12 protein-coding genes are annotated in these 13,328 nt (G+C 59.0%); 7 read left to right on the forward strand and 5 right to left on the reverse strand.

Features of this window, described 5'->3' with window-relative positions; genetic code table 11:
• The first annotated feature begins 49 nt into the window (after positions 1-49).
• The gene (locus M8010_RS00815; protein ID WP_250086883.1) at positions 50-979 is read left to right on the forward strand and encodes a 2-hydroxyacid dehydrogenase; all 930 of its coding nucleotides are present in this window, start codon (positions 50-52) and stop codon (positions 977-979) included.
• A 27-nt stretch (positions 980-1,006) separates the two neighbouring features.
• Here the strand turns inward: M8010_RS00815 and M8010_RS00820 are convergent, their stop codons facing one another.
• Positions 1,007-2,359: a hypothetical protein gene (locus M8010_RS00820; RefSeq protein ID WP_250086884.1), complete on the reverse strand. Its 1,353-nt coding sequence runs from the start codon at positions 2,357-2,359 to the stop codon at positions 1,007-1,009.
• Between the two features lie 197 nt (positions 2,360-2,556).
• Between M8010_RS00820 and M8010_RS00825 the strand changes: the two genes are divergently transcribed.
• The 6 genes from M8010_RS00825 to M8010_RS00850 all read left to right on the forward strand — a co-directional run bounded on the left by M8010_RS00825 (position 2,557) and on the right by M8010_RS00850 (position 8,802).
• Positions 2,557-3,762 carry a 3-oxoadipyl-CoA thiolase gene (locus M8010_RS00825; protein WP_250086885.1) on the forward strand — a complete coding sequence of 402 codons (1,206 nt, stop codon included), beginning with the start codon at positions 2,557-2,559 and terminating at the stop codon, positions 3,760-3,762.
• 19 nt (positions 3,763-3,781) lie between these two features.
• Positions 3,782-4,954: an acyl-CoA dehydrogenase gene (locus tag M8010_RS00830; protein ID WP_250086886.1), complete on the forward strand. Its 1,173-nt coding sequence runs from the start codon at positions 3,782-3,784 to the stop codon at positions 4,952-4,954.
• 81 nt (positions 4,955-5,035) lie between these two features.
• Positions 5,036-6,232, forward strand: a complete 1,197-nt coding sequence (locus M8010_RS00835; RefSeq protein ID WP_250086887.1) for an acyl-CoA dehydrogenase family protein — start codon at positions 5,036-5,038, stop codon at positions 6,230-6,232.
• 10 nt (positions 6,233-6,242) lie between these two features.
• Positions 6,243-7,385, forward strand: a complete 1,143-nt coding sequence (locus M8010_RS00840; protein WP_250086888.1) for an acyl-CoA dehydrogenase family protein — start codon at positions 6,243-6,245, stop codon at positions 7,383-7,385.
• Between the two features lie 18 nt (positions 7,386-7,403).
• Positions 7,404-8,168, forward strand: coding sequence for a class II aldolase/adducin family protein (locus M8010_RS00845; protein ID WP_250086889.1), 765 nt, complete (start codon positions 7,404-7,406; stop codon positions 8,166-8,168).
• A gap of 178 nt (positions 8,169-8,346) precedes the next feature.
• On the forward strand, positions 8,347-8,802 hold the full coding sequence (locus tag M8010_RS00850; protein WP_250086890.1) for a MaoC family dehydratase: 456 nt from the start codon (positions 8,347-8,349) through the stop codon (positions 8,800-8,802).
• Between the two features lie 8 nt (positions 8,803-8,810).
• Here the strand turns inward: M8010_RS00850 and M8010_RS00855 are convergent, their stop codons facing one another.
• The 4 genes from M8010_RS00855 to M8010_RS00870 all read right to left on the reverse strand — a co-directional run bounded on the left by M8010_RS00855 (position 8,811) and on the right by M8010_RS00870 (position 13,279).
• Complete coding sequence (locus M8010_RS00855) at positions 8,811-10,478, reverse strand: long-chain fatty acid--CoA ligase (RefSeq protein ID WP_250086891.1); 1,668 nt, start codon at positions 10,476-10,478, stop codon at positions 8,811-8,813.
• A gap of 22 nt (positions 10,479-10,500) precedes the next feature.
• Entirely contained in the window at positions 10,501-11,280 is a 780-nt protein-coding gene (surE, locus tag M8010_RS00860; RefSeq protein ID WP_250086892.1) for a 5'/3'-nucleotidase SurE, read from the reverse strand.
• A complete protein-coding gene (locus tag M8010_RS00865) occupies positions 11,277-12,341 on the reverse strand; it encodes a phosphotransferase (RefSeq protein WP_250086893.1) in 1,065 nt (354 codons plus the stop codon). The genes surE and M8010_RS00865 overlap by 4 nt, the downstream gene beginning before the upstream one ends.
• 170 nt (positions 12,342-12,511) lie before the next feature.
• Entirely contained in the window at positions 12,512-13,279 is a 768-nt protein-coding gene (locus M8010_RS00870) for an SDR family NAD(P)-dependent oxidoreductase (protein WP_250086894.1), read from the reverse strand.
• Positions 13,280-13,328 lie beyond the last annotated feature (49 nt).

Here is a 13,328-nt window from a genome sequence, read left to right on the forward strand (position 1 = left end):
CAAAACATTATAGAGAAATTTTATCCACCATACGATCCCGGGAGCGTCCATGAAAGTTCTTTTTGTTGCCGGAGACCCCAAGCCGGAGCGCTGGACGGTCCCCATACAGGCACTGCTTCCGGAAGCCGAAGTACACGTATGGGACGCAGATGGCCCCGCCGTGGACGCAGATTACGCCATTGTCTGGCAGCCGCCGGAGGAACTGTTCGAGCGCGAAACCGGGCTGAAAGCAGTGTTCAACCTTGGCGCCGGTATAGATGGCCTGCTGGCGGTACCCAACCTGCCTCCGAACCTTCCCGTGGTGCGGCTGGAAGACGCCGGCATGTCTGCACAGATGGCGGAATACGTGCTGCACCAGTTACTGGAAGCCAGCCGCGGCATGGAAACCTACCGCGAGCAACAACGGGAAGGCGTCTGGAAAATTCACCGGCCGATCAAGCGCAGTGAATGGCCGGTCGGGGTCATGGGGCTGGGCCATATTGGCAAGCGGGTGGCCCGCACACTGGCGGACCTCGATTACCGGGTCAACGGCTGGGCCCGTAGCGACCACAGCCTGGACAAAGTCACCACCTTTGCCGGCGCCGATAGCCTTGATGCATTTCTGGGTTCAACCCGCGTGCTGGTGAACACACTGCCATTGACCGATGAAACCCGCGACATCCTCGACCACCGCCACCTCAGCCAGCTGATACCTGGCGCGGTGGTGATCAACGTGGGCCGGGGCGAACACCTGGTTGAGGACGATCTGCTCAGGGCCATAGACGATGGCCATGTTGCGCGGGCCTCACTGGACGTGTTCCGCCAGGAACCACTGCCGGCGGACCATCCGTTCTGGCAGCGCCCGGAAATAACCATTACCCCGCACATCTCCGCTCGCACCCTGCGGGATGCCACACTGGAGCAGATCACCGGGAAGATCCGCGCCCATCACAATGGCGAGCCCATCACCGGTATCGTAGACACCAGCCGCGGCTACTAAACCTTCCGCAAGCGCCGGCCACCTTCGTTAGCCCATGGCCGGCGCCACCACGAATACGCCCCACAGCATCAACAATAATAACGGAATGGACAGCAGCACAAACAACCCGTTCCAACCAAACGCCACCACCCAACGCGATACCTGGCCGAACCGCGACAGCAACATTACCGCCGGACCAAACGGCGACAGCATCATTGCCAGCGAGAACCCGATTACCAGGGCCACGGCAATAGGCAGCGGATTCACCCCTTCCGCCACCAGTTGTGGCATCAAACCGGCCTGCACACTCAGCACGGTAATCGGAATAATGCCGATCGCCGAAAGCATCGGCATCATCAGCAGGCCACAGACCGCCAGCAACAATACACCCATTTCACCGGAAGCCATGCCGGCCAGGACGTCTGCCGGGATTACTGCCACCAGGGCCACACCCAGGCCGGCGGAGCTGGCAAAGATGGACATTTCATTGCTCATACCCACCATGTTGTCAGCCGCTTCTCGCACCGACATGGCCGGCGAACGATCGCTCCAGAGCATATAAAGGAAGGTCACCACCGGTACCGTGAGCATGGCCGCGACGGATACTTTAAGCACGGTGGTCTGCACCAGCAGGCCCATGGAAGTGAAGATAATCACCACCAGCAGCAATAACCGACCACTTCCGGCAGGCCAGGTATCCAGTGGCTCACGCTCGCTACTGACCAGCCGAAAGCGCCTGTGTTCCAGCACCCACCCGACCAGAACCAGCAGCACCGCACTGCCGATGCCATAGGGTAGCAGGCCGGACCAGCTCAGGGTCGGCACTTCCCGGGTAATAATCGCGACCGCCACACTGGTCGGCGCCACCAGCGGTACCAGTGCGAACCCCCGCAAGGTACTGATCAGCACGCTGCGCAGCCAGCGCAGGCGGGAGGCACCGGTAATGCCCCGCTGGCGCAGGGTATCCGTCAGCGTGCCGCAAAGCAGGTTCATCACGCCGAAGCTCAGCACCGACGCGATACCGCAGCTGACCACCGCGTATTTGGGATACAACAGGGCCGGGCGACCGCCCAACAATACATCGTGTATGCGCTGCAACACCTCAAGCCGGCGAACCAGGCACTGCATCATCCCCAGGCTTCCCAGAAACGCTGCGTAAAAGGCGGCATTGGAAGCAGCCCGCATCAGGTCGCCGGCATCCAGTTGCCCGGCGAAACCCAGATAGCCAATCACCAGCAGGGAAACCAGGAACAGGTAGCGGGAATAAGCCTGCAAACGCCCCATCGTGAGCACGAAATACAGCACAAATAGTAGGCCAGCAAACGCACTGAGGAGGGGGCTGGCCAAACACAGCGCCACAAGCTCCAGCAACACAGCAACAGGAACCAGAAAACGGCTCATAAAAGATTCACGACCTCGAAGATGGTATCGGTTGCATTTCGCACAGCTCCAGATTAGTCTTTAGGAGTCAATATACAAAACTTAATTCCGCTATACGAAACTATATCAACATTAATGACAAGACAAGTCCGGAACCTTTCTTATTGATAAAAGGAAGACCACAATAAAACTTGTCTGCTGATGAAACGGGAGATGCCATGAGCGCGTTTATATACGACGGCTTGAGAACCCCCTTCGGTCGTCATGCCGGAGCACTGGCGAAGGTGCGCCCGGATGACCTCCTGGCCAACGTCATCAAGGCCCTGGTCGAGCGCAACGCATTCGCCCCGGAACTCTACGAAGACGTGATTGCCGGCTGCACCAATCAGGCCGGCGAAGACGCCCGCAACCTGGCCCGCCACGCTGGCTTGCTCGCTGGTCTTCCCGTTGAGACCGCTGGCCTGACCGTCAATCGCCTTTGTGGCTCCGGCCTCGCCGCCATCGTCGACGCTGCAAGGGCAGTCCGTTGTGGCGAGGGCGAGCTATTCGTGGCAGGCGGCGCCGAAAGCATGAGCCGGGCACCGTTCGTCATTGCGAAAAGCGAAAGTCCATTCAGCCGTGACTTCCGTGCCTTCGATAGCACCATTGGCGCGCGCTTCCCCAATCCACGCATTGAAGCGACCTTCGGCGCGGACACCATGCCCGAAACCGCCAACAACATCGCCCGCGAGCTAAACCTGAGCCGCGACGCTGTGGACCAGTTTGCTGCCCAGAGCCAGGCCCGTTACGACGCAGCCCTGAAAGATGGCTTCTATAATGAAGAAATTCTCGCGATAGACGTACCCCAGGGTCGGAAAAAGCCTCCGGTGAGCGTGAGCAATGATGAGCACCCACGCCCCCAGTCCACCGTAGAAGCACTGGCCAGCTTGCGCCCGCTGTTTGAAAGTGGCGTGGTCACTGCCGGCAACGCTTCCGGCATCAATGATGGCGCCGCAGCATTGATTGTGGGTTCCCGTGAAGCAGGTGAGCGCGCCGGCATCCGCCCCCGCGCCCGCATCGTATCTGCTGCTATTGCCGGTGTTCCGCCCAGGGTTATGGGTTACGGACCGGTGCCGGCCAGCGAAAAAGCCCTCGCCCGCGCTGGTCTGGGCATCAACGATATGGACGTGATCGAGATCAATGAGGCGTTCGCCGCCCAGGTTCTCGGCTGCACCACCAAACTGGGCATAGACCCGACCGATTCCCGGTTGAACCCCAACGGAGGCGCCATTGCTGTTGGCCACCCATTGGGGGCATCCGGCGCACGGATCGCACTGACGGCCACACGCCAACTTGAGCGCAGTGGCGGTCGATACGCATTGATCAGCATGTGCATTGGCGTCGGCCAAGGCATTGCTGCTGTGATCGAACGAGCAACCGACTAATTTTCTGAGGAGAACCATCATGGCTTCCGCACCCTGGGATGACCTGCTGCATTTCGACAAACAACTGGATGAGACCGAGCGTCAGGTTCGGGACAGCATTCGCTCCTTCTGTGACCAACGCCTGATGCCTGGCATCATCGAAGCGAACCGTCACGAGAAATTCGACCGCTCCATCTTCACCGACATGGGCGAGTTGGGCATGCTCGGCGCCACACTGCCGGAGGAGTATGGCGGCCCGGGCCTGAACCACGTGTGCTACGGCCTGATCGCCCGCGAAGTGGAACGGGTGGATTCCGCCTATCGCTCGGCCCTCTCAGTGCAATCATCGCTGGTCATGCATCCGATATACTCATTTGGCCAGGAAGCTTTGAAAAAGCGGGTGTTGCCCAAGCTGGCCTCCGGCGAGCTGGTGGGCTGCTTCGGTCTGACAGAGCCCAACCACGGCTCCGACCCGAGCGGCATGGAAACCCGGGCCAAGAAGGTCGATGGCGGTTACCTGGTCAGCGGTTCCAAGACCTGGATCACCAACTCACCCATTGCCGATGTCTTTGTGATCTGGGCCAAGCTTGACGGTGTCGTCACCGGTTTTGTGCTGGAGCGTGGAGCCAAGGGCCTGGACGCACCCAAGATTGAGGGCAAGTTCTCGCTGCGCGCCTCGGAAACCGGTTCCATCTTCATGGACGAGGTGTTCTGTCCCGATGAGAACAAACTCGACGTGGAAGGCCTGAAAGGTCCGTTCAGCTGCCTGAACAAGGCTCGCTACGGTATCAGCTGGGGCTCACTCGGTGCCGCCGAGTTCTGCTGGCACGCCGCCCGCAACTATACCCTGGAGCGCAAGCAATTCGGCAAGCCCCTGGCCGCCAACCAGCTTATCCAGAAGAAGCTGGTGGACATGCAGACCGAGATCACCCTGGGCCTGCAGAGTGTGCTGCAGCTAGGACGCATGATGGACGCGGGTGAAGCCTCGCCGGACGCCATTTCCCTGTTGAAGCGCAATAACTGCGGCAAGTCCCTCGACATTGCCCGGGTGGCGCGCGACATGCACGGCGGTAACGGCATTTCCGACGAGTACCACGTGATTCGCCACGTGATGAACCTGGAAGCGGTGAATACCTACGAGGGCACGCACGATGTGCACGCCCTGATTCTGGGGCGCGGCCAGACCGGCATTCCTGCCTTCGTCGCCGGCTGATCATCGTTGCCACACAGCCGGCACTGCCGGCTGTGTGCTCCGTTATATACGTTAAAAGAGACAGACCGGGAGGTTTTATCCATGGACATGAACTATACCGCCGACGAACTGGCGTTTCGGGACGAAGTCCGGACCTTTCTTGATGAAAAGCTGCCTGAAGACATCGCCACCAAGGTCAAGTCCTTCAAAAAGCTAAGCAAGGAAGACCACCAACGCTGGCAGAAAATCCTTGCCGAGAAAGGCTGGTACGCCACTCACTGGCCGGAAGAGTACGGCGGCGTGAAGTGGACTCCGGTGCAGAAGCACATATGGGACGAAGAGTCCTGCCGCTACGGTGTTCCCCGCTCCATCCCGTTCGGGGTAAACATGGTGGCACCGGTGATCATCAAGTTCGGTAACGAAGAGCAGAAACAGAAATACCTGCCGCGCATCCTCAGTGGTGAGGACTGGTGGTGCCAGGGCTATTCCGAACCCGGCGCCGGCTCCGATCTGGCATCAGTGAAGACCCGCGCCGTGCGCGAAGGCGATCACTACATCGTCAACGGCCAGAAAACCTGGACCACCCTGGGCCAGCACGCCAACATGATTTTCTGCCTGGTGCGCACCAACACCGAGGTCAAAAAACAGGAAGGTATTTCGTTCCTGCTGATCGACATGAACACCCCGGGGATTACAGTGCGCCCGATCATCACCCTCGATGGCGAACACGAAGTCAACGAAGTGTTCTTCCAGGATGTGAAGGTTCCGGTTGAAAACCTTGTCGGCGAAGAAGACAAGGGCTGGACCTACGCCAAGTATCTGCTGACCTACGAACGCACCGGCCTGGCCGGCATTGGCCTGTCCAAGGCGGCGCTGTCGCACCTCAAGCGACTGGCCAGCAGACGACTGAAGAATGGCAAGCCGCTTCTGGAAGATCCAACCTTCAGTCAGCGCATCGCGAAAGTGGAGATTGACCTTACAGCAGCCGCGATCAGCAATTTGCGCATCATTGCCTCGGTTGAGGGTGGCGGCATGCCGGGCGCGGAAAGCTCGATGCTGAAAGTGAAAGGCACCGAGATCCGTCAGTCGATCAGCGATCTGGCCCGACGCGCCATCGGCCCCTACGCGCTGCCGTTTGTAGAAGAGGAAATGAACCTGGATTACGAAGGCGAGTTCCTGTCTGACTCGGATGCCGCGCCACTGTCGGCTTACTACTTCAACAACCGCAAGCTGTCGATTTTCGGCGGATCCAACGAGATCCAGAAAAACATCGTGTCGAAAATGATTCTCGGGCTCTAAGGAGGCAACCATGGATTTCCAACTCAACGAAGAGCAGCAAATGCTGCAGGACACCGTGGCCCGCCTGGTGCGCGGTGAATACAGTTTTGAAAAGCGCCTGGAGTTCAGCGAAACCGAGCTGGGTTTCAGTGCTGACTTCTGGAGACAGCTCAGTGAGCTGGGCCTGACCGCAGTTCCTTTCTCCGAGGAGCTGGGTGGTTTCGGCGGCGGTGGCGTGGATGTTCAGTCAGTGATGACAGAACTGGGCCGCGGCCTTTGCCTGGAACCTTACCTGCAGTCGGTGATTTTTGGTGGTGGGCTGATCGGCCAGGCTGGCAACGATAATCAGAAAGAGCAATGGCTGGCAGGCATTGCCAGCGGCGAGCTGAAAGCGGCCGTCGGCCTGCAGGAGCCCCAGAGCTTCTACGACCTGAACAACGTGGAGACCCGTGCCGAGAAGAATGGCGAGGGCTATTTACTGAATGGTCGCAAGACGGTGGTAATCGGTGGTCATTGCGCCGACGTGATTGTGGTTTCCGCACGTACCTCAGGCGACACCAGCAATGCTGACGGCATCAGCCTGTTTGCCCTGACTCCAGACACCGCGGGCGTTGAACGACGCACCTACCCTACCATCGACGGCGCCAAGGGCTGTGACATTACCCTGAATAACGTCCATGTAGGCGCAGATGCGCTGCTGGGCGAGGAAGGCAAAGCCGCCGATGTGATCGAATACCAGACCGGACGGGCCATCGCCGCGCTGTGCGCCGAAGCTGTCGGCGTCATGGAAGTATCCAATGACCTGACACTGGACTACCTCAAACAGCGCAAACAGTTTGACGTGCCTATCGGCAAATTCCAGGTTCTACAGCATCGCATGGTAGACATGATGTCGGAGCTGGAGCAGGCCCGGTCCATGGCCATTCTGGCCGCGAGCGTCGCCGACAGCGAACAGAGTGATGAGCGTCGCCGGGTGCTGGCTGCTGCCAAGAATGTGGTTGGCCGGGCCGGTCAATTCATCTCCGAAAGTGGCATTCAGATGCATGGCGGCATTGGCATGAGCTGGGAATACAACTTTGCCCACTACGCCAAGCGGCTGATTGGTATCAATCACCAACTGGGCGATGACGATTTCCATCTGGAACATTATGCGTCCTTGCTGCAGGCAAGCTAACAGGTATTGGGCATGAACATGACAACAACAAGTGATCAGTCAACCGGGCAGGATTTGAAAAAAGCCGAATGGAAGGTCCGCACCGAGCTTGCCGCCGCCTATCGTCTGGTGGCGCTGTTCGGCTGGGACGACCTGGTGTTCACTCATCTGTCTGCACGGGTGCCGGGGCCGGAACATCATTTCCTGATCAATCCTTATGGTCTGCTGTTCCATGAGATCACGGCGTCGTCTCTGGTGAAGGTGGACAAGGAAGGTCAGGTGGTGGATGCCGGCGGTGGCCTCAGCCGGGTAAATCCGGCCGGTTTCACGATTCACAGTGCGGTGCACATGGGCCGGGAAGACGCCGGCGCAGTGATGCACCTGCATGCGCCGGATGGGGTGGCGGTGTCGGCGCATCGGGATGGCCTGCTGCCCCTGAGCCAAACGGCCATGCTGTGCCTGAATCACCTGAGCTATCACGATTATGAGGGTGTGGCCCTGAATCTGGATGAGCGGGAGCGGCTGATTAACGATCTTGGCGACAAGTCGATGATGCTGTTGCGCAATCACGGGGTGTTGACGGCGGGCAAGGATGTGCCGGAGACGTTCACCTATCTGTATTTCCTGATGAAGGCCTGTGAGATTCAGGTGAAGGCCCAGAGTTGTGGGCCCACCTACCTGCCTTCGGAGCAGGCGATTCAGACGACAGCGGATCAGTCGCAGTCGCTGGGGAGTGCTTCTGCATTGACCTGGCCGGCTTTGGTTCGGCTGTTGGATAGCAAGAATCCTGGGTACGCGGTCTGACTCGCTGACACTTGTGCCGGGTGCGCCATGGAAGGAGGGGGCCTTACCGGGACACGCTGTGAATACGTCCCTGTACGCTCGACAAAAACATCCATGTTTTTGACGGTCCCGGTAAGGCCCCCTCCTTCCATGGCTTCTGCTTCAAGTTCTTATAGACCATCAACTATTGGGCGCAGACATGTTTACGGTTGAATTGAGCGATCTCGAAAAACATATCGGTTCGGTGATGGGCTATAGCCCCTGGAAAACCGTCACCCAGGAAATGATTCAGGCATTTGCCGACGCTACCGGTGATCATCAGTGGATTCATCTGGATGTGGAACGGGCACAGCGGGAATCACCCTGGAAAAGCACGGTGGCTCACGGGTTTCTTACTGTGTCGCTGATTCCGTTGCTGAACCAGCAGGTTATTGATGTGCGGGGCAAAAGCGCCAGTATCAATTACGGGCTGAACAAGCTGCGCTTTCCTGCCGCGGTGAAGTCCGGGTCGGACATCCGCAGCAGGATGGAGCTGTTGGATGTGACCAGGGTGGACGACCAGCGCACGCTGGCCACTTACCGCACCACACTGGAGATTCAGGGTGAAGACAAGCCGGCGTGCGTGTCAGAAAATCTGGTCATGTACGTGGTTTGAAAGGCCTGTCAGGCCTTGGATTCCCACTCCTCTTCCTGCAGCACCCGCCACATCAGCTTGCCCGTGGGCGACTTTGGTAATTCATCCACAAACTCAACGATTTCAGGCACTTTGTAAACGGCCATATGCTCCTTACACCAGCTGACGATGTCCGCTTCCGTGGTGGTGCCTTCCGCTTCGGGCGTGAGTACGATGCACGCCTTCACGGTCTCCCCCCGCTTGGGGTGCGGCGAGGAGATGATGCACACTTCGTGAATCCCCGGGTGCCGGTACATCAGCCCTTCCACCTCCGAGGGCCAGACCTTGAAGCCTGAGGCGTTGATCATCCGCTTGAGGCGATCCACCATGAAGAAGTAACCCTCTTCGTCGTAGTAGGCAAGATCACCGGTGCGGAAGAAGTTCTTGCCATCAAGCTCCACGAACGCCGCATCGGTGTCTGCCGGGCGGTTCCAGTAACCCTGGGTCACCTGGGGGCCATGAGAAACAATCTCCCCTACTTCGCCCGGGCCTTTTTCTTCCAGGGTTTCTACATCAATGATGCGGCTGTCCACATCGAACACCGGAATACCCAGGCATTGGGGCTTGGGGTGATTGGGCGGGTTGATATGGGTGGCGGCCATGGTTTCCGACAGGCCATAGCCTTCGATGTAGTCCAGCCCGGTCATGGTCTTGAGCTTGGCAGCAACGGATTCGGGCATTGCGGCCCCGCCCCCGCCAATTGTGTTCATGCTGCTCAGGTCGTACTGGCCAATGTCGGGATTCGACAGGAAATCCACCGCCATGGTAACAATGTTGGTCCAGCCAGTGACCTGGTAACGTTCGATCAACCGCGCCGCCGTGGTGCGATTCCAACGGGTCATGATCACCGTGGTGGAGCCACTGTAAATCGGACTGTTCATGGAGCCGGTCATGCCGGTGACGTGGAAGAACGGCAAAGTGGCCAGTTGCACGGTGTTGGCGGTGCTCAGGTTCCAGAACGCCCGGTGCACGGCGGTAGCCATCACACTGCGGTGGGTGTGCATGCAGCCTTTGGGCGTGCCAGTCGTACCGGAGCTGTAGGGAATCACCGCCAGGTCGTCCGGTCCGGCGGTGTGGACAGAGGGGGTTCTGTTCTCCGCCAGCGCCTGCTCCCAGGTCACCACGCCAGGCATGTTTTCTGACCAGGCCGGGGCCGCCACTTCCGCGGGCAGATCCAGATCGGTATCTGCCTTGATGTAAGTGCTGTAGGAGGCCACCACAACCTGATCCAGGTCGGTGGTTTCCAGCAACGGAGCAATAAAGCCGACCAGTTCCTGACCTGCCAGGCAAACACTCGCACCGGTGTCGGCCACATAGTGCTCCAGCTCCGCTGCACGGTTCATCGGGTTGATGGGAATCACAACGGCGTCTGCACGCAGAATGGCGTAATAGGAAATCACATATTGCGGCGAGTTCTGCATGTACAGCAACACCCGGTCGCCTTTCTTGACGCCCTGACCCTGCAGGTAGCCGGCCATCGCCTCGACTTCCTGCAACAGTCGGGTGTAGGTCATCGGTGCATCATAGAAAATGATGGCGGTGCGGTCCGGGTAACGCAGGGCCGAAATCTCCAGGTTGGTAAATACGCTGGTCTGCGGCAGCGCCATGCTTTTGGGCAGTTCTCTTGGCCAAACGGCGTAATGGCGTGTAAATGTCATTGTTGTAATCCCCTTATTCGGTTCAGTTAACCGCGTTCGCGGCCAGATCAAAAGCGTCCGTACCGCCGGGCAGCGATTCCTGATGGCGTAATGGTGTTATGGCAACAGCCTTGTCCCGCAGCACGCTGACGTCCTCGCCCGGCGCAACGATATGGCGGGAACTGCGATCAAAGCCCAGCCACCAGTACGGCAGGCTGCGGGCATCCTGACCTGCCAGCAGGCGGGCGCGCTGGATCGAGCCGTTGGATTGCCTGCACCAACGGGCCCGGGTGATTTCGGCTGCATCGCAGGCCGGAAAATTCACATTCCACGCCCGGCTCTGCCCTGGTTGCCAGAGCTTGCGTATCACCGCTTCACCGAAAGCGGATACCGGCGACCAGTCTACTCCCTCGCGGCTGAGAAAAGCCTGGCTCAACGCAATGGCCGGTATGCCCATGTGCTCAGCACTGAGCACCGCACCCACGGTGCCGGAATACTGCACCGAGTCGCTGATATTGGCACCACAGTTCACCCCGGACAACACAAGGTCCGGCGGCGTTTCCCCGAACCACTGGGCCAGCGAAAACAGCACGCAATCCGCCGGCGTGCCCGAGACCGCATAGCGCCTGTCTCCCTGCTCATACACCCGCAGCGGGTCATGGATGGAGATACTCTGGCCGGCACCACTGCGATCGTGCTCCGGCGCCACCACCCACACTTCTTCTGCAAGGTTGCGGGCAATCTGCTCGAGCACCTTCAGGCCCGGCGCGTTAATACCGTCGTCATTGGTGATCAGGATGCGCTGAACAATAGGTTCGTTCATGAGCGGTCACCCTCACTCGCAATCCGCCAGCCGGCTTCAGCCAACAGACTGGCCCGTTTACCAACCTGCAACGCATCGGCGTTAGCGGCGTTGCCCTGCAGTGCGCGGGCGTACACACCCTGAACGATCGAGGCCAGCCGGAACAGCGAAAACGCCAGGAACACGTGCCAGTCGGGGATGTGGTCGCGACCAGTCTGCTGGCAGTAACGGGCAATGGTTTCCTGCTCGTCCGGAATGCCTAAAGCTTCCAGGTCTTCGCCCCGCAACCCGCGCATTCCCTCCATGTCCGAAGGCAAGTGGTAAGGCAGACAGTAATAGGCCAGATCCGCCAGCGGATGCCCGAGGGTGGACAACTCCCAATCCAGAATGGCGATAACCTCAGGCTTGTCCGGGGCCAGCATCAGATTGCCAAACCGGTAGTCGCCATGAGCGATGGCGCATTCGTCGGTGGACGGCAGGTTTTCCGGCAGCCACTCCATCAGCTTGTCCATGGCCGGCAGATCGTCGGTTTTCGAGGCCAGGTACTGTTTGGTCCAGCGCGATACTTGTCGCGCCACATAGCCCTCCGGGCGACCGTAATCACCCAGCCCAATGGCGTTTACATCCACCGAGTGCAGTGCCGCCAGGGTATCAATAGCCGAGTAATGCGCTGGCATCCTCTCCTGGCGATCCAGCGCCCTTAGCGCCGGATGACTAACGATGCGGCCTTCAAGGTAGTCCATCACATAGAACGGTGTTCCGATGACGCTACTGTCTTCACACAAGACACGGGTGGGAGGCACAGGCACCTCAGTGTGCTCGAACAGCGCCCGCATCACCTTGTATTCCCGCTCAACCATATGGGCAGAGGGCAGAGTCTTTCCGGGTGGCTTTTTGCGCAGCACGAATTGGCCGCTGTCGGTGTCCAGCAGAAAAGTGGGATTGGATTGACCGCCCTGGAACTGCTTGACATCCATACGGTGACCAAAGTCCGGAAGCTCCTTCTGGAGCCATTCCAGAAGACGGAGCTCGTCAAATTTGTGTGCTGGCAGGACGTCTACCAGTTCAGGGTTCATGCTCATCTTTACTGTTGCCTTCATCTATTGCGTGGCAGTCCGGTAATGGGGGCAGCGGCCGGCGGGTGGGGGTGTCTTTCTTCCGGGAAAAAGAACTCGCTTCGCTCAGACACCTTTGTTCCCTGCACAAAGACACCCCCACCCACCTGCCTTGGCATACTTTCGGCGCCGCTTTCCTAACAGATGGTTTCGCCGCCGTCGGCGACGATCACCTGCCCGGTTACGTAGGCGCTGGCCTTGGTCGACAAAAAGACAGCCAAGCCGGCAATATCTACCGGGTCGCCGATTCTGCGCAGTGGGGTTTTGTCTTCAGCGCGTTTGACGCGCACCGGGTCTTCCCACAGTGCTTTTGCAAAATCAGTTTTGATCAAACCGGGAGCAATGCTGTTAACACGGATGCCCTTTGGCCCCCATTCCACCGCCAGGTTACGAGCCAACGCTGCTTCCGCTGCCTTGGACACACCGTAGGTACCGATCGTGGTGTTACCACGAATACCGGCGATGCTGGACAGCAGCACGACAGCGCCTTCACCTTTTTCCGCCATCTGCGGCAGCACCATATTGGTCAGCCAGAACGTGCCTTTGACATTGGTGTCCATGATCTTGTCCCAGGCATCGTCGGTCATCTCGGCGGTGGTGCCGTATACCGGGTTGGTGGCGGCGTTGCAAACCAGCACGTCGATGGAACCCCAGGCCTCGTTGGTCTTGTCCACCAGGTTCTGCAGGTCCTCTTTCTTACCAACGTGGCAGGGAATGGCGATGGCCTCGTAGCCTTGCTCTTTGAGCTCATTCGCCACTTGCTCACAGGCGTCGGCCTTGCGGCTGGAAATCACCACTTTGGCACCGAGACGGGCCATTTCTTCTGCGATGGAACGGCCGATGCCTTTGGTGGAACCGGTGATCAGGGCGACTTTTCCGGTCATATCGAAAAGTGGGTTAGTCATTGTTCGATCCTCATGCTCTGAAGCACGGGAGTGGCCGGGGCGGGGTCCT

This window comes from Marinobacter sp. ATCH36, assembly GCF_023555055.1.
Taxonomy (GTDB): Bacteria; Pseudomonadota; Gammaproteobacteria; order Pseudomonadales; family Oleiphilaceae; genus Marinobacter.